Source organism: Sphingomonas sp. GW821-FHT10F11 (assembly GCF_058809095.1).
Genome location: NZ_JBXASH010000001.1, coordinates 1145627 through 1163104, shown reverse-complemented (window position 1 = coordinate 1163104; position 17478 = coordinate 1145627). Strand labels below are relative to the sequence as shown.

The following is a 17478-nucleotide window of genomic DNA, read 5'->3' as shown; positions in this document are numbered from 1 at the left end:
CGACTGGCTGATAAGCCGCATGCCGCCAAGCGCAGGGTCGACCGGGCGATGATTGGAGCGTGGTCGCGATCGGGCGCGGCGCACAAAAAATCACGCGGGACGATATGTCCCGCGTGATCGATGATGCGGCAATATGGGCCACGGACCATCCGGCCCGTGGCGATAGCGTCAGAAGCCGTAACCGACCGAGAACCGGAACGACCGGCCGAGGATCGGCCGCGCCAGGATCGCGCCGCTGCCCTGCGCGCCGATGATGCGGGGATTGCCCTCGGTCAGGCCGATCTGGTTGGTCAGATTGTCCGCGGTCACCTGCAGCTTCACATGATCGCCGACGCCCACCGAGATGCCCGCGTCCAGCTTGTAGAAATGGGGCAGGAGCTGCTTGTTCTCGGGGTCGGAGAAACGATCGCCGATATAGCTGAGCGTCGAGAAGACCGCGACCTTGGCGCTCCCGAAATCATGTTCGTAGGACGGCGTCAGGCGCCACTGCCATTTCGGCTGACGCTGGACCTGGAAGCCGCTCACGTCGATCGAGGTGAAGAAGTCGCGATATTTGGCGTCGAGATAGGTTGCGCTGGCCGCCAGGCTCAGGCCGGCGACCGGGCGGATTTCGCCTTCGAACTCGACACCGGTGGTGCGCGCGCCGCCGATCGAGACCACCGGCACGCCGCCGATGATCCTGCTGACGCCCAGGCCCTTGAAGTCGTTGTGGAACAGCGTCGCATACGCGCTGACCAGCTGGGTGGAGATCTTCACGCCGCCCTCATAGCTGTCGATGCTCGGCGCGATCCGGTTGCCGTCGCGAAGATTGTCGAAGAAGGGGAAGCTGTTGCCCCGGCTGTACCGGACGAACACGCCGATCTGCCGCGTGAAGTCGTAATTGGCGCCGGCGGTGTAGGAGAATTTGGAGCCGCCATAATCGATATTCGAGAAGGTGCCGTTCAGCACCGCGGTGTTGTTGTTGTACAGAGTCGCCGGGTTGTTGTCGGTGTCCACGCCGAATGTGTTGTTCTCCAGCCGGCCGGTCACCTCGTGGCGCTGCCAGCGGATGCCGCCGTCGAGGCGCAGCTCGGGCGTGATCTGCAGTTCGTCGACGATATAGCCGGCATAGTCCTTGCCGTCATATTGCGCGTTGACGTTGAAGGTCGCACCCTGGACGAACCCGGCGCGCGTCGCCTGGCGTCCGTCGCCGAGCGTCAGGTTGAGCCGGCGGCCATGCTCATCGGCCGTGAGCAGCTGGCCGTTGCCCAGATTCCAGCTGTCGTCCGACGAATAGGCGGCGAAATAGCCACCGACGGTCAGCGTGTTGATCCCGCTCTTGAACTCGAGCGAGAGGTCGTTGACGAAGGATTCGATATCCTTACGCACTTCCCAGATGCCCGCCTGGATCACCTGGGTGGTGCCGGGCACCGCGCCGCCGCCGTTCACATAGGTCAGCGATCCGATCGTCGAGGTCGGCCCGCCCGCAGGCGTATAGCTCGCGGCAAAGTCGGCCGCGCTCATCGGTGCGCCATTGGGGACGAGCCCGACGGTATCGGCGCTGCCCTTCATGTAACTGGCGCGCTCGCGGATCTTCAGCCCTTCCGCCAGCCTGTAGTCGAAGTTCAGGCCGCCGTTGAAGATATTGGCGCCGCGCCCGTCGGCGAGATCGACGGTGCGGCCGGTGTTGATCGTCGAATAGCGCGTCTCGCTCCCGGCCAGCGCGCCGGTCTGAGCGTCGAAGCCGGGGAAGTCGCTGATCTTCGTGCCGTTCTGCGTCACGGGAACGGGCAGCAGCCACTGGCCGTGATCGTTGAGATAGCGGCCATAGACGAGCAGCGAGCCCTCGCCGAAATCATGGCGGATATTGGCGGTGATCTGTCCGCCCTTCTCCGCGCGGAACTGCGGGTCGCGGATTCCGTTCGACTGGGCATAATAGCCGCCGATCATCGCGCTGGTATTCTGGCCGAGCGGGCCCGAGACCCAGGCGTCGCCGCGCACTTCGCCGAAATCGGTGGCGCTGATCTTGGCCGAGCCCTTCAGGACGTCGCCGCCCTCGCGCTGGACGAAATTGACCGTCAGCCCGGGCTGGCCCGAGGAGAACAGCGCGCCCGTGCCGCCGCGCACCGCCTCGACCCGCGCGATCGTGTCGTCGATGCGGAACAGCTGGGTGTTTTCGAGGAAGGACAAGGTGGGCGGCGGGAAGATCGGCACGCCGGAGGACTGGAGCGTGACGAATTCCGCATCGCCGCCCGAGGGGAAGCCGCGTACGAAGATATTGGCGCCGTTCTGGCCGCCCGAGCTTTCCGCGCTGACCCCGGGGACTGCGTGCAGCAGGTCGGCGGTGCTCGACGGCGCGAGCCGGGTGATCGCATCGGCGTTGATCGAGGTCACGGCAAAGGCCGCGTCCTGGCGGCGCGTGCCGGCGCCCGCGGTGCCGACCACGATGATGTCGGCGCCGACTTCGGTCGAATCGGCCGCGGCATCGGCCTGGGTGTCCGCCTGGGCGGCGGCGGTCTGCGCATGGGCCGGCGCGCTAAAGGCGATCGCCAGCGCCAACGGCGCCGCGCCGCGCATCAGGACGTGGTGGATACGAAATGCCATGTCATCTTCCCCTTCCGGACGCATCTGCTGGCGTCTTGACCCGGGTTTGTAACCGAGCATGAAATGCATTTCAAGAACCAACTGTCACCATCACGGTGCGGCTTGCCCCGGGCGCGGGGCCTGCCCTAGGGTGACGCCATGGCCGATGGAGCGAAACGGAAAGGCGAGGGGGGGCAGGGCGCGGCGGCCGCGCTGACCATGAGCGACATCGCGCGCCTCGCGAACGTGTCCAAGCCGACCGTCTCGCGCGTGCTCAACGGCAGCCCGCTGGTCACCGCCGAGACGCGCGACCGCGTGCTCGAAGTGGCGCGCGCCAATGGCTATGCGGTCAACCGCAACGCGCAGAAACTGCGGCAATCGCGCGCCAACACCATCACCGTGGTGCTCGATTTCGGCTCGCACCGCGCCGGCTCGATCGCCGACCCGTTCATCTTCGAGCTGCTCGCCGGCGTTTCCGAGGCATTGTCGATTCGCGACCAGGACCTGCTGTTGTCGCCGCCGGGGCTGAGCGACGCGCGCGCCTTTCAGGACCTGTACCGCGCCCGCGCGACCGACGGCTTCATCGTCCTCGGCCAGGGCACGCGCCACACCCTGCTGACGACGCTGGCCAAGGCCGGCCTGCCGCTGGTGGTGTGGGGCGCGGTCGATCCGGGCGGCCCCTATTGCGCGGTCGGCAGCGACAATCTCACCGGGGGGCGGCTGGCCGGCGAACGCTTCCTGTCGCGCGGTGCGACGCGCTGGCTGTTCGTCGGCAATATCGAGCATGCCGAAATCGATCTTCGCTTCCAGGGCCTGCGCCAGGCCGCGCGGGACAGCGGCCGGGATATCCGGATCGATCATCTGCAGATCGAATCCATGGCCTATTCGCTCACTTTCCAGAGCGCCGAGGACTATATCCGCAGCCACGCGCCGCCCGACGCGGTCTTCGCCTTTTCCGATACCGCGGCCATGGCGGTGATCGGCGCCTTCCGCGCGGCCGGTCACCGCACGCCGGAGGATTACGCGCTGGTCGGCTACAACAATATCCCGCCAGCCGCCCATTTCACCCCGGCCATCACCACCATCGAGCAGGAAACCGGCATCGCCGGCGCGATCCTGGTCGAAAAGCTGATGCAGATGATCGACGGCACGCGCCCGAAATCGGTGATGCTGCCCACCCGGCTGATCGAACGCGAGACCTGACGCTGACCTCGGTCAGTTTGGTCAGCCCTTCCCCTTCAGGGGAGGGGCTTGACGAACCTGATCCGACGCCGCGGGATTGTCCGCCTGAAAACCATTGATGAAATCGATATCATCGCGCATAGGAAGCGCCAGGACGTCGATTTCAGGCGCGAACGGGCAGAGGGCAGGCATGGATTCGAAGGTGGAGCAGATGGCGCCGGAGGGCGATTCGCCTGTTCAGATCAGCGATGAAGGCTGGGTGCTGACGAGCTGCGCGAATTCCGGACACGAATCTTGGGCCGAGACGATCTTCGCCCTCGCCAACGGCGCGATCGGGGTGCGCGGCGCGATCGACGAATGCGGCGGCGGCGACGGATCGACCTTTCTCGCCGGCGCCTATGAGGTCAGCCCGATCGCCTATCACGAGCGCTTCCGCGGCTTTGCCGAGACCACCGACACGCGCGTTCCCGTTGCCGAAGCGATGCTGGTGCGGATCGCGATCGACGGCGTCGCCGTGGATTTCCAACAGGCGATAGCGGAGCGGAATTGCCGCAGGATCGATCTCCGGTCGGGCCTGCTGACTCGGGAGACTCGCTGGAAACTGGCCGATGGGCGGCGAATCCATGTCGTGGCGGAACGCGTCGTCCCGCTCGACGGCACGACCGGCTATGCCCGCAGGATCCGCGCGACTCCGGTCGATTTCGCGGCGCGCATCACGCTCGCCCCGCATGTCGCGCCCGCCCCCCGGGCGGCAGGCCAGGCCGACGATCCGCGCCTCGGCGTCAATCTCCACGCCTATGGCTTCGCGTCTTTCGGCGCGCAGGCGCCGGATCTGGTGGTTGAGAAGCTTCGCGGCAGCGGCATCGCGGTCGGCGCGGCGCAGCTGTCGCGCGACACGGGCGCTGCCGATGGCGCCTCCATCGACATCTTCACCGGCTATGCCGTTGAGCCCGCCGCCGCCGATGCCGATGCGATTGCGGCATCAGCGCGGTCCACCGCGGCCGCCTTGGCCGAAACGGGCTTCGATACGCTTGCCGCTCGCCAGATTGCCCGGCTCGAGGCCTTCTGGCGCAACGCGGCGATCGAGATCCAGGGCGACGACGCGGCACTGGCGGCGTTGCGCCTCAACCTGTTCCACCTCTTCCAGTCGGCCGGTCGCGACGGCCATAGCAGCGCCGCCGCCAAGGGCCTGACCGGCCAGGGCTATGAAGGCCATTATTTCTGGGACACCGAGGCGTTCATGCTCCCGGTGCTGGCGGTGACCGCGCCGGAGATCGCCCGCGCGATGCTCGCTTATCGTTACGGGACGCTCGACGCCGCGATCGCCAATGCGCGCGCGCTCAACCATGATCGCGGCGCGCTTTATGCGTGGCGGACGATCGCCGGCCGCGAATGCTCGGCGCACTACCCGAGCGGCTCGGCTGAGTATCACATCAACGCCGCGGTCGCCTATGCGATCGGCTTCTACGACAAGGCGACCGGCGACACCGGCTTCCTGGTGGAGATGGGCGCCGAGATGCTGGTCCAGACCGCGCGCCTGTGGATCGAACTCGGCGCCCACGAGGAACGGACGGGCGAGTTCTGCATCCGCGGCGTCACCGGCCCGGACGAATATACCGCGCTGATCGACAATAACTGGTACACCAACCGCATGGCCCAGGCGCATCTCCGCCTCGCGGTCGAAGTGGTCGCGCGGGTCGCCGAGGCAGCGCCGGACAGCTGGTCCGCCACCGCCGCGCAAATCGGCTTCGACCCCGCCGAAGCGCTCGCCTGGACCAGGGCCGCCGACGCGATGCGCCTGCCCTATGACGACGATCTGCGGATCGACGCGCAGGACGACAGCTTCCTGAAAAAGCCGCGCTGGGATCTCGCCGGCACCCCGGCCGAAAAATTCCCGCTCCTGCTCCATTATCATCCGATGACGCTCTACCGGCATCAGGTGGCGAAACAGGCGGATCTCGTGCTCGGCCTGGTGCTCGGCGGCGACGGCATCGATGTCGATCGCAAGCGGCGCGCCTATGATCATTATGATTCGGTCACCGCGCATGATTCGACCCTGTCGGCCTGCAGCTTCAGCGTGCTGGCCAGCGAGGTCGGCCGATCGGCGGATGCCTGGCGGCATTTCCGCAGCACCAGCTTCGTCGATATCGATGATCTGCACCACAATACCGATCACGGCGTCCATATGGCGGCGATGGCGGGAAGCTGGATGTCCTATGTCTGGGGCTTTGGCGGCTTCCGCCTGCGCGGCGCGTTGCCGAGCTTCGCGCCAATGCTGCCCGAGGCATGGCGCGCCTACGGGTTCGGCATGCTCTGGCGCGGCAGCAGGCTCCGCGTCGATGTCGATGCGGGGGGCGTGACCTACCGCAATTTGGACGGCCCGCCGCTCGCCTTCGCCCACCGCGATGTCCCGGTCGTCCTGGCCCCGGGCGAAACCCGGCATTTCGGCGCATGAGCGTCTTTCCCCGGCCGCTCGGCGCGATCCTGTTCGACCTCGATGGCGTGCTCACCGATACCGCCGAAGCCCATTACCGCGCGTGGAAGATGCTGGCCGACAGCATCGGCGTGCCCTTCGGCCAGGCCGCGAACGAAAAGCTGAAGGGCGTCGATCGCATGGGCTCGCTTGATCTCATCATCGGCGACCGGCCCGGCTTCGACGCCGGCCGCCGCGCCGATCTCGCCGCCCTGAAGAACGCCTGGTATCTGGAAGAAATCGCCCATTTCACGCCGGAGGAGCTGTTTCCGGGCGCACGCGCCGTTCTGGAGGAAGCGCGGGGCGCCGGGCTGAAGCTCGCTCTGGCCTCGGCCAGCCGCAACGCGCCGCTGCTGCTCGATCGCCTGGGCATTGCCGGCTTTTTCGACGCCGTGGCGGATCCGGCGCTGGTGGCCGCGGGCAAGCCGGCGCCCGACATCTTCCTCGCCGCGGCGGCCCTGACCGGAACCGCCCCGGCGCTGTGCCTCGGCGTCGAGGATGCGGCGGCCGGAGTTGCGGCGATCCGGGCGGCGGGCATGGCGTCGCTCGGCATCGGATCGCCGGCGATCCTGCCGGCCGATCGCGTGATCCCGACGATCGCCGACTTCCGGCTGGGCGATTATCTCGCGGGCTGAGGTTCTCCATTGGCGCCGTTTCTGGTGAATGGCCCGATCTGGTGCTGATTGATCAACGGCCGCGGCCAGCTCAACGCCACGAAGGGCGTACTGGAGGAACTCGGGGTCGAGGATGTCTGCCTGATCGGCGTCTCCATTGGCGGTAAGATAGGAAAGGCGTTTCAGGTCACCCACGAACCTTTCACGAACGAGTCATTCGTGTTACCATGCACGCCTTGTGTAACACAGGAGATGCCGCGTGGGTGAAGCTACCTTCACGATACGGCTCGATGAGGCTTTGAAAAGTGCCTTTGCGGATGCGGCTAAGGCGCATGACCGCACGGGCGCGCAACTCATCCGCGATTTCATGCGGGAATATGTTGCCGGTCAGCGCGCGGCTGACGAACATGACATCTGGTTTCGCCATCAGGTCCAGGCAGGGCTGGATTCGGCTAACGCGGGTAACCTGATCTCCGACGATGAAGTCGAGGCGGAAGCGCAAGCGTGGCGAGAAGAGGCGCGACGTAGGATGGCCAGTCAAGCGTGAAGCTCCTCTGGACGGTGGAAGCACGCCAGGACCGGCGGGATACGCGCGAGCATATCGCAAAGGACAATCCGGCTGCCGCCGTGACGCTCGATGAAATGTTTACGCGGAAGGCGCGGAATCTCGTCAACCATCCGGCGATCGGCCGCCCTGGACGCGTAGCTGGCACGCGCGAGCTGATCGTCCATCGCAACTATATCCTCGTTTATGATCTCGCTGGGGAAGCGGTGCGTATCCTGCGTGTGCTTCATGCACGCCGCCAGTGGCCGTCGCGAGAGTGATGCACTCGACAAGACCGAGCAGCGGGCGAGGCCGAGGTTCTATTTCGGCGTATTCCCTGAAGAGTTTAGAGGTTAAGTAAGGCGTCACCGTAATGCCCCGTAATGCCGCGACCGGCACCGCCCCGGCGCTGTGCCTCGGCGTCGAGGATGCGGTTGCCGGAGTTGCGGCGATCCGGGCGGCGGGCATGGCGTCGCTCGGCATCGGATCGGCGGCGATTCTGCCGGCCGATCGCATGATCCCGGCGATTGCCGATTTCCGGCTGGGCGATTATCTCGCGAGCTGAGGCTCTGCCTTGGCGCCGTTTCCGGTGAAAATCCTTCAAATTCCCGCTCATCGCCTCCGCGCGCTATGCCGCTAGATTAAGGAACCCTACTACTTGATAGGCGATATCGCGGGATCAGGTTCTCCGAATTCGATTTCGATCCAATCGTCGGAATCGTCTTCGTCAGTCGCAATGACCTTAATCTCGGCCGGTAGCCTGCCGTGCTTCAACGACAGGTCGAACGGGTTCGGCATAGAGTTGTTCGACGAACGTTGGCCAACCGCATGCCAGCCGTGCATTCGATTCAGTTCAGCGACAGTCCGTCGGCCGGCGAGAAGCTCCATCAACTCGCGCGAACTGATCTTGACTTTGCTCTTCGACATCTGATGGCCTCCCTGATGTCCCCATCCATAGCCGAACTCCCTCGCACGCAAGGCGCCGTTAACGGGCATGGCAATCGGCGCCGGTATATCTGGCATGATCCTTCGAAACAGCGCGTCGAGCTCACCGGCACTTGCGGAGCCGCGTTGAACCTCGAATTGTCCATAGAGTTTGCGCTCGGGTGGACTGACGTCGAGAAAGGACCGCTGCTGTTCGCGGACGCTGAGCAGTAGCACGAAATCGATTGAGCTGTTGCGACGCAGGAAGTCTGCCACAATTTCGCGGGCATCGACCTCGCTCCAGCCACGCTGACGATCCTTAAGCGCCGTGCTGCCCCCGTCTCCGACGATGATGCCCTTGATACCCTGCACGGCGCGAAGCTGGCCGGCTTTCGCCTTCATGACGTTGTAGAGCGGGTTGCGATCCTTGATCGTGGGCACGTCGTATGAAGCGTAGCCACCGCTATTGTACGGACTCTTCCCCGGGTCGATAATTATGTCGATGCCGGCGACGTCGTTATCGATAGAAAGCCGCAACACCGACTGCCCGGCGGATATCTGATTACGCACCTCGGGCTCAATGTGCTCGCGGATGAACGCGTCGAGCCTCTTCAGCTCGGGCAGGCGCAGAAGGGTTCGGGTGCCGCGCGACGTCCGCTCAAGGCGAGACTGAACGCGAAGGTCCATCCCTCCGATCTTGAGGCCGAGGCGCCTTTTGAGGGCCTCGAGCCGCATGCTGAGTTCTTGATACGGATTCTGCTCGTCAAGGCCATCGTCCGACACGATCGCGACGTCTGCGGTGAAGCTCAGTCCCGGGCTTTCAAAGAAGATGTCAGGGCGACGCCCACTCGCAAGCTCTTCTTCGTTTCTCAGTGCGCCGCGTTGGGAAAGCGCGTGCAGTACAACCACTTCCCACATCGCCGCGATGCGATCCTTTCCCGGCTGATTAAGACGTGCGGCGAGCTTATCGACGATTTTGGTATCCAACGACATACGAAGTTCGGATATCCGTCGTTGAAGCGCACGCCTTGCAAAAATCACCGTTCCATCTTCCAGGTCATTCGCCAAACTCTGGCGTACAAGGATGTACATATTGCCAGGCGTTGAGCAGGGTCATCCTGTTAAACTCCGAACCATGCGTCGTCTTGTCAGACACATCCAGTCCGGCATAAATCGTCATTGGTCATCCTACTGCTCTGGAGCGCCGAAAGGCGACTCCGCACCTAAGCAGGTGGATGGCTACTTCAATTACGCAACGTCACCGAATCTTGGACCATTTGGCCCGGGGGAAAGCAGGTTGCGCTCGGATAGAGTCGTTCTGCTTTCCCGAATAAAAGATTGCGCCTGCCCGAGGACTCGTTTCAAAATCGTCTAATGGCGAGGCTCGCCGGCCGGGGGGATAACATGGAAGAGATCGCGGTGGCGCCGCCACCGGCAGGCATTCGCAAGCGCTATATTCTTGTCGCCCTGTGCTTTCTCGCGACCTTCATCTGCTACATCGACCGGGTCAATATTTCGGTCGCGATCATCCCGATGGCGGAGGAGTTTGGCTGGTCGGGAACGACCAAGGGCTTCGTCCTGTCGTCGTTCTTCATCGGCTATATGGGGGCGATGATCCCCAGCGGTTGGCTTGCCAACCGGATCGGCGGCAAATTGATGCTCGGGCTGGCGCTGATCGGTTGGTCGTTGTTTACCTTCCTGACCCCGATCGCGGCCGGAATCGCCTTTTCGGCGCTGATCGTCACCCGCATCCTGATGGGGGTCGGCGAAGCAGCGAGCTTTCCGGCGGTCTATAATCTGCTCGCTCGCTGGGTGCCGAAATCCGAGCGATCGCGCGCCGCCGCGATCAACCTGACCGGAATCCCGCTCGGCACGGTATTCGCTTTGTCGACAACGGGCTGGCTGGTCGCGAACCATGGCTGGCAGAGCGTGTTCTATGTCTTCGGAATATTGGGCATCGGCTTCGCGGCTCTGTGGTTCTGGCTGATCCATCCGCGCCCATCGGCGCACCCGACGATATCGGACGGCGAGCGCGCGCTGCTCGCCCCGGTCGAAGCCGAAATCGGCCAGCATCGCGATCCCGTCCCCTGGGGCCGCCTGTTCTCGCATTCGGCAGTCTGGGCGCTGGTGATCAACCATTTTTGCAGCAACTGGTCGCTCTATCTGATGCTCGCCTGGCTCCCGAGCTATTTTCGCGACGTTCAGCATTTGTCGGTCGCTGGATCGGGAATCTTCGCGGTTGGGCCGTGGGTCAGCTTTTTCGTGGTCGGCAACCTCGGCGCGGCATTGGCCGATCGAATGATCGCGCGCGGAACCGATCTGACGCGGGTTCGCAAGGGATTTCAGGTCGCTGGGCTGATCGGATCGGGCGCCGGTCTGCTGCTTGCGTCGGGTGCGACGTCGCCGGCGGAGGCATTGATTGCCTTGTGCGGCTCGCTTGGCCTGCTGGGGCTGTGCTGGGCGGGTTTTGGCTGCAACCATCTCGATATCGCGCCGAGGCATGCCGATGTTCTGTTCAGCATCAGCAACACCGCCGGAACCCTGCCTGGCATCATCGGCGTCGCCGCGACCGGGCTGCTGCTCGACCTCACCGGCGGCTACACCGCGACGCTGATCGCCGCCGCCGGGGTCAATGTCATCGGGGCCGCGGTCTGGCTGATCTGGGGCACGGGGAAGAAGATACTCGACTGACCCGGTTCTCCGGACGGGCGAAAGAGTCGGATATCGATGACAGTGCCGGACTGCACCCCTTACAGGCGCGCCACCCCAAGGCCCGCCCCGCACACTCTCACTCCTCCTCCACCGCCGGCCGTATCACCGTCCGCACCATATTCGGATCGTACACGATATCGTCCGACCATTTCATGTCCGGCGCCTTGCCCCAGCCCGGCCGGTCCACGAACGGCCGCGTCGGCAGCTCCAGCGTGTTGTACAGCGCCTGCTGGTCGCATTTCTGCTCGGCCTCGGCCGCCTCGACCATCTCGATCCATTTGCGCTGCGCGATCCTGCTGCCCTTCAGCGCGCGCTCCATCATCGCCCGGAACACCGCACGGTTCGCCGCGATCTGGACCTCGCCGTCGCCGTCCCGCACGGTGATCGTCCGGTACGCTTCCTCCAGGATCATCATCCGCGTCGGCTGGTCCGATCCGATCAGCCGATCGCCCGGCGCGCCCGATCCGCCGCGCACTTTCGGCCGGCCCCGGGGATTGCCCGACTGGCCCCTGGCAAAACGCCGGCCGACCGGCGGCTTTCCTTTCCCGACCGTATAGGCCGTGGCCTCGGCGTCCCCCTCTGCCGAGCCCGGAGTTTCGTCGTTCGATTCAATCCGCCGTTCCGCCATGTCACGCACTCGCTATGGACCATCCCGCCCTTTCAAGACCCGATCCCGGCGAACATTTGAATCAAGCAGGGGAAATTTCGGTGCGGATTTGCCGCGAACAGCGGAATATTTCGCCGCATTTCGGCACGGTTTTCCGCTGTTACGGCATAACAGGGAAAACATGGGTCTTGCCCTTGGAATCGCGCGCTTATTTCAGGCCGAAAATCCAACATAACAGCGGAAGAAAAAAGGCAGGCGAGAATCCCGCCGGCACGCGCCTTTCCGATCCGCCACGCCCGCGGGCGGATCGCATCCCGTTTCCGCACCATTCGGGCGCTAAAAATCCTTTCCGCCCCCGCTTGTCGCGTCCGCGCGCTGCGCTAGAGTCGCGCCGGACAAGGGGTAACATCATGTATCGGCCGATCTTCTTCGCCACGCTGCTCGCAGCCGGCAGCGTCGCCCATGCCGGCGACAAGCCGCTTTACGCACCGGCGCCGGATTGGGTGAAGCCGGCGCCGCCGATCGACCCGGCGACGGTGCGGGACGATTCGCCCGTCTTCCTGATCCTCGACAACCAGCAGCAGCTCAAGGACGGGCAGGTCACCGGCTATGTCGAAACCGCGGCGCGTGTCGGCTCGACCCAGATTCTCGACTCGCTCGGCACCGTCAAGCTGCAATGGCTGCCGGACAAGGGCGACCTGATCGTCCACCGCGCCGAGATCATCCGCGGCACCGAGCATATCGACCTGCTCGCCGCCGGGGAACGTTTCTCGGTGCTGCGCCGCGAGGAGCAGCTCGAGCAGCGCATGATCAACGGGCTGCTCACCGCGACCATGGCGGTCGAGGGGCTGCGCGTGGGCGACGTGCTGCACATGAGCTATTCGGTCACGCAGAAGGATGCGACGCTGAAGGGCAATGTGCAGGCCTTTGCGTCGCTCCCAGCAGAGCCGTTCCGCGTTCAGTTCGCCCGGACCCGGCTGATCTGGCCGCAGGACCTCGACATCCACTGGAAGGCCAATGGCGACAGCGTCCAGCCCCAGGTGACTATCGCGGGCGGCTATCGCGAGCTGACCGTTGCGCTGCCTTTGCCCAAGCCGGCCGAGATGCCGGCCGACGCGCCCGCGCGCTTCCGCCGCCCGCCGATGCTCGAGGCGACCAGCTTCGACAGCTGGAACACCATTTCGAAGGTGATGGCGCCGCTCTATGCGACCGATGGGCTGGTCGCTTCAGGCAGCCCGCTCGCCGCCGAGATCGCGAAGATCAAGGCCGCCGAGACCGATCCGCTGAAGCGGACCGCGCTGGCGCTGCAACTGGTGCAGGGCAAGGTGCGCTATCTGTTCAAGGGCATGGATGGCGGCAATTACGTGCCCCAGACGCCGGCCCAGACCTGGAACCTGCGCTATGGCGATTGCAAGGCCAAGACCCTGCTGCTGCTCGCCATCCTGCACGAGCTGGGGATCGAGGCCGAGCCGGTGCTGGCGAGCAGCCAGCTCGGCGACCTGTTGCAGGATCGCCTGCCGATACCCGGCGCCTTCGACCATGTCTTCGTCCGCGCGACCGTGGCGGGCGAGGCGCTGTGGCTCGACGGCACCGATGGCGGCGCGCGGATCGAGGATATCCACGACGCGCCGCCCTTCCGCTTCGTCCTGCCGGTGCGCATGGCGGGTTCGGGCCTGATCCCGGTGCCGCTCCGGCCCGATGCGCGGCCGGAACTGCGCGCCGAGATCGAACTCGACGAGACCGCCGGGGTGAACTTCCCCGCGCCGTTCCGCGTCGCGGTCACCGTGCGGGGGCAACTCGCCGAGCTGTTCCGCGCCGGATCGCTCCAGGCGAGCAAGGAGCAGCTCGACCAGGGCGCCGCCAAGCTGATCGCGCCCTATCTCGACGAGCCGACGATCGTGACGCGCAACATCAGCTTCGACGATGCCGCGGGCACCGCGACGCTCCATGCGGCGGGCGTCGCCTATCCCGACTGGGACAAGGAGAATGAGCGCTATCGGGATTCGCTCGACCGCGCCGTCTCCCAGCTCAATTTCCAGCCCGACCGCACCCGGCCGGCCTGGCGCGACATCCCGGTCGCGACCGAGAATCCGCATAATTTCGTGATCCGCACGAAGATCCGTCTCCCCGATGGCGGCACCGGCTTCACGCTCGAAGGCAACCAGACCCTGTCGGCCACCCTGGCCGGCACCAGGGTGGAGCGGACCACGACTCTGGCGGACGGCTGGGTGACCACCGAGGACCGGATGATGTCGACCGGCGCCGAGATCGCGGTTGCCGACATCGGCGCCGAACGCCAGCGGCTCGACCAGGCGAAGCAGCATTTGCTGCGCGTCGTCGCCCCCGCCGACTATGCCGCGCCCTGGCAGATCGTTGCCGAGGGCAAGAAGGCCAAAAGGTTCGATCCGATCCTGGCGCAGTACAAGCAGGGCATCGCCGATCAGCCGGCCAAGGCCGAGCCCTATCGCAATCGCGCCTGGTTCCTGGAGCGCATCTATGAGCGCGGCCAGGCGATCGAGGATCTGACCCGCGCCATCGCGATCGATCCCAATGTCGATTTCTATCTCTGGCGCGCGCGCCTCTACGAAGCGACCGGCGACAGGGCGAAGGCGCTCGACGACGTCACCGCCGCGCGCAAGATCGATCCGGCATCCGGCGCGGCGATCAACCAGCTCGCGTCGCTGCTCGCCGACAATGGCAAGAAGGACCAGGCACTGACCCTGCTCGACCAGCGCATCGACGAAGGCGGCAAGGACAAGCCCACTTTCATGGCGGCCAAGGCCGAGATCCTGGGGGACAGCGGCGACAAGGACGGCGCGATCGCCACGATCGACGCCGCCATCGCCGCGACCCCGGGCAGCCCGGTGCTGCTCAACGCGCGCTGCTGGGTGAAGGGCACGCTCAACGTCATGCTCGACACCGCGCTGAAAGATTGCACCAAGGCGATCGAGTTGAGCGATGCGCCCGAATCGATCCTGGACAGCCGGGCGATGGTCTATTTCCGCATGAACCGCTTCGAGGATGCGCTGAGCGATCTCAACGCCGCGCTCGATCTCGAACCGGGCCTTCCCGCCAGCATGTATATGCGCGGTGTGGTGCGCAAGCGGATGGGCGATGCCAAGGCAAGCGAGGGCGATCTGGCCGCGGCGCGGATGATGACGCCGCAGATCGACCGCACCTATGCCAAGTACGGAATCGTGCCCTGACCGCAAAAATCGTGTTGCTGCTTTGTAAATGGAAAGGACGTTGAAAGAATTTTCACTAGCGGCCCCTAGAACCCGGTGGCGATGCCTACGCCCGTCTTCCTTACCGTCGATACCGAGTTGATGTGGCGCCACCATATCGACGGACTCGACCGCGCGGCGATCTATGATCGCTCGATGGAGCCCGCCGGGGTCGGCGTGACCTATCAGCTCGACATGCTCGCGCGGCACGGGCTCAAGGCGTGCTTCTTCGTCGATCCGATGCCCGCCCTGATCTTCGGGCTCGAGCCGACCCGCCGCGTGATCGGCACGATCCTCGATGCGGGGCAGGAGGTGCAGCTTCACCTCCACCCGCACTGGACCGGCGCGAAGCACGGCGATGGCGGCGCGAGCTTCGGCCGGTTCGAGATGGTCGATTATACCGAGAGCGAGCAGCACGATCTGATCGCCGGCGCCACCGAACTGCTGATCGCGGCGGGCGCGCCGGATCCGATCGCCTTCCGTGCCGGCAGCTACAGCGCCAATGACGATACGCTGCGCGCGCTCGCCACGCTTGGCTTCGCCTATGACAGCAGCCACAATGGCGCCGAGCACCCCTGGCCCAGCGCCATCGGGTTGCCGCCGACCCATATCGCGCCGGTCGAGCGCGAGGGACTGATCGAGGTGCCGGTGACTCTGATCGAGGATCGCCCGGGGGCACTCCGCAACTTCCAGATCTGCGCCCTGTCGGCCGGCGAGCAGCGCGCCGCGCTGGAACATGCCGCGATGGAGGATCATGCCGTGGTGACGATCGTCAGCCATGGCTTCGAGCTGGCCAATCGCTCCGGCACCCGCGCCAACGCCGTCCATGTCCGCCGCTTCGAGGCCTTGTGTTCGCTGCTCGGGGAATGGGCCGAACTGCTCCCCACCACGCACTTCGCCGACCGGCCCGCCTTGCGCCTGGGCCGCGCCGATGCCCCGCTCGGCCCCAATTCGCTTCGCACCCGCTGGCGCCAGGCCGAACAGCTCTGGTCGAACATGGTCGAGGAGCGCGCGGCATGAACGCGGTGCCGATGCCGCTCCGCTTCCAGATCGGCGCGCGCACGCTCGCCTCGATCCAGCGTCAGCTCGTCCGTGTGCCGATGACGCTCGACGAGGCGCTGGAGGGGCGGCTGCCCGTGTTGCCCCCACTCGATCGCAGTGCACACGGCTATCAGATCACGTCGCTGCCCGAGGATCGCCGCGACGCCATGGCCTTCGCCGCCGGCGGGATGATCGCGTTCGTGCGGCAGCGCTACACCCGTCGCTATACCGATCTGACCACGGGCTATGACGCCTGGCTCGACACCATGTCGTCCAACGCGCGCTCCAGCCTGAAGCGCAAGGCGAAGAAGGTCGCGACCGTCTCGGGCGGGCAGCTCGACATCCGCCGTTTCCGTACGCCCGACGAGATGACCGCCTTCCACGATGTCGCGCGGCGGATCTCGATGCGCACCTATCAGGAGAAGCTGCTCGGCGACGGCCTGCCCGACGATTCGGCCTTTCTGCGCTCCATGTATCAGCTCGCGGCGGCGGATTCGGTGCGCGGCTGGCTGCTCTACATCGCCGGTGAGCCCGCAGCCTATCTCTATTGCCCGATCAGTGCGGGTGTCGTCCGCTATGACCATGTCGGGCACGATCCCGCCTTTTCGGATCTCTCCCCGGGCGGCGTGCTGCACATGGAGGCGATGCGCGACCTGTTCGGCGTCGGGCTGAGCCGCTTCGACTTCACCGAAGGCGACGGCCAGCACAAGCGCCAGTTCTCCACCGGCGGCGTCGACTGCCTCGACATGCTCCTCCTCCGCGCCAGCCTCGCGAACCGGCTCACGACCATGGCACTCGGCGCCTTCGACCGCACCGCCGCCTTCGGCAAACGCACCGTCGAGAAGTTCGGTCTGCAGCAAATCGCGAAGAAGATCCGCCGCTCCTGATTCACTTTTCCCGCGGGAGAGCGCTAAGGGCAGTCGATGCATCTCCGCGCTGAAGCCCTGGTCCTCGCAATCCGCCAGCATGGCGAGCACGGCGCAATCGTCCGCGCGCTCACTGCGGAACATGGTCTGCAGCCTGGCTATGTCCGCGGCGGTCGCTCGCGCCATATCCGTCCGATCCTGCAGCCGGCAAACCTCATCCTCGGCGAATGGCGCGCCCGCACCGAGAATCAGCTTGCCGGCCTCACCGTCGAATTGATCCACAGCCGCGCCCCGCTCTTCGCCGAGCCGCTCCCCGCCGCCGCGCTCGAATGGGTCACCGCACTCACCGCGACTGCCTTGCCCGAGGCGCAACCCTATCCGCGCCTCCACGGCGCGCTGAACGGCGTGATCGGCGCGATCGAAGCAGCGCCCGCCGCGCGCGGCTGGGCCGTGGCGCTCGCCCGCTACGAACTGCTGCTGCTCGCCGAGCTCGGCTACGGCCTCGAACCCGATCGCCTGCCAGATATCCTGCGTACCGGCGGCGAGGCGGACTGGCTCGATATCCTCGCCGCGCTGCGCCTCACCGGAGAGGCGCTGGAAAGCGATATCCTCACCGATCGCCGCGCCGAAACCCTCGCAGCGCGAGCGCGGCTGATCGACCGGCTGAAAAGGGCGGTTGCGTGAGTCGCGCCCGGGCGGCAAAGGGCGGCTCACTCCGTTCGTCCTGAA

14 protein-coding genes are annotated in these 17478 nt (G+C 65.6%); 11 read left to right on the top strand and 3 right to left on the bottom strand.

All coding sequences use genetic code 11. The annotated features are described in order from the left end of the window. Positions 1-168: 168 nt before the first annotated feature. Positions 169-2583 (bottom strand): TonB-dependent receptor, encoded by a 2415-nt coding sequence (locus AC1RT8_RS05790; RefSeq protein ID WP_493074603.1) that lies wholly within the window; start codon positions 2581-2583, stop codon positions 169-171. Between the two features lie 138 nt (positions 2584-2721). On the opposite strand from AC1RT8_RS05790, the gene AC1RT8_RS05785 reads away from it, so the two are divergent. From AC1RT8_RS05785 to AC1RT8_RS05760, 6 genes are all read left to right on the top strand, one after another. Beyond that, on the top strand, positions 2722-3765 hold the full coding sequence (locus AC1RT8_RS05785; RefSeq protein WP_493074602.1) for a LacI family DNA-binding transcriptional regulator: 1044 nt from the start codon (positions 2722-2724) through the stop codon (positions 3763-3765). A 169-nt stretch (positions 3766-3934) separates the two neighbouring features. Further along, complete coding sequence (locus AC1RT8_RS05780) at positions 3935-6199, top strand: glycoside hydrolase family 65 protein (RefSeq protein WP_493074601.1); 2265 nt, start codon at positions 3935-3937, stop codon at positions 6197-6199. After that, the gene (gene pgmB / locus AC1RT8_RS05775; RefSeq protein ID WP_493074600.1) at positions 6196-6852 is read left to right on the top strand and encodes a beta-phosphoglucomutase; all 657 of its coding nucleotides are present in this window, start codon (positions 6196-6198) and stop codon (positions 6850-6852) included. Before AC1RT8_RS05780 ends, pgmB begins: the two co-directional genes overlap by 4 nt. A gap of 238 nt (positions 6853-7090) precedes the next feature. Then, positions 7091-7378, top strand: coding sequence for a CopG family ribbon-helix-helix protein (locus tag AC1RT8_RS05770; protein ID WP_493074599.1), 288 nt, complete (start codon positions 7091-7093; stop codon positions 7376-7378). Next, a complete protein-coding gene (locus tag AC1RT8_RS05765) occupies positions 7375-7656 on the top strand; it encodes a type II toxin-antitoxin system RelE/ParE family toxin (RefSeq protein ID WP_493074598.1) in 282 nt (93 codons plus the stop codon). The genes AC1RT8_RS05770 and AC1RT8_RS05765 overlap by 4 nt, the downstream gene beginning before the upstream one ends. Positions 7657-7748: 92 nt before the next feature. Beyond that, complete coding sequence (locus tag AC1RT8_RS05760; RefSeq protein ID WP_493074597.1) at positions 7749-7940, top strand: hypothetical protein; 192 nt, start codon at positions 7749-7751, stop codon at positions 7938-7940. A gap of 89 nt (positions 7941-8029) precedes the next feature. Here AC1RT8_RS05760 and AC1RT8_RS05755 read toward each other — a convergent pair whose 3' ends face one another. Further along, entirely contained in the window at positions 8030-9391 is a 1362-nt protein-coding gene (locus AC1RT8_RS05755; RefSeq protein ID WP_493074596.1) for a hypothetical protein, read from the bottom strand. Between the two features lie 312 nt (positions 9392-9703). Between AC1RT8_RS05755 and AC1RT8_RS05750 the strand changes: the two genes are divergently transcribed. Continuing rightward, complete coding sequence (locus tag AC1RT8_RS05750; RefSeq protein ID WP_493074595.1) at positions 9704-10990, top strand: ACS family MFS transporter; 1287 nt, start codon at positions 9704-9706, stop codon at positions 10988-10990. Between the two features lie 97 nt (positions 10991-11087). On the opposite strand, the gene AC1RT8_RS05745 is transcribed toward AC1RT8_RS05750, so the two are convergent. Then, on the bottom strand, positions 11088-11639 hold the full coding sequence (locus tag AC1RT8_RS05745) for a DUF5681 domain-containing protein (protein WP_493074594.1): 552 nt from the start codon (positions 11637-11639) through the stop codon (positions 11088-11090). Between the two features lie 389 nt (positions 11640-12028). Here AC1RT8_RS05745 and AC1RT8_RS05740 point away from each other — a divergent pair, with 389 nt between their 5' ends. The 4 genes from AC1RT8_RS05740 to recO all read left to right on the top strand — a co-directional run bounded on the left by AC1RT8_RS05740 (position 12029) and on the right by recO (position 17433). Beyond that, the gene (locus AC1RT8_RS05740; RefSeq protein ID WP_493074593.1) at positions 12029-14824 is read left to right on the top strand and encodes a DUF3857 domain-containing protein; all 2796 of its coding nucleotides are present in this window, start codon (positions 12029-12031) and stop codon (positions 14822-14824) included. 81 nt (positions 14825-14905) lie between these two features. After that, positions 14906-15862 (top strand): polysaccharide deacetylase family protein, encoded by a 957-nt coding sequence (locus AC1RT8_RS05735; protein ID WP_493074685.1) that lies wholly within the window; start codon positions 14906-14908, stop codon positions 15860-15862. Beyond that, positions 15859-16770 (top strand): GNAT family N-acetyltransferase, encoded by a 912-nt coding sequence (locus tag AC1RT8_RS05730; RefSeq protein WP_493074592.1) that lies wholly within the window; start codon positions 15859-15861, stop codon positions 16768-16770. Before AC1RT8_RS05735 ends, AC1RT8_RS05730 begins: the two co-directional genes overlap by 4 nt. A 36-nt stretch (positions 16771-16806) precedes the next feature. Further along, on the top strand, positions 16807-17433 hold the full coding sequence (gene recO / locus AC1RT8_RS05725; RefSeq protein WP_493074591.1) for a DNA repair protein RecO: 627 nt from the start codon (positions 16807-16809) through the stop codon (positions 17431-17433). Positions 17434-17478: the final 45 nt, after the last annotated feature.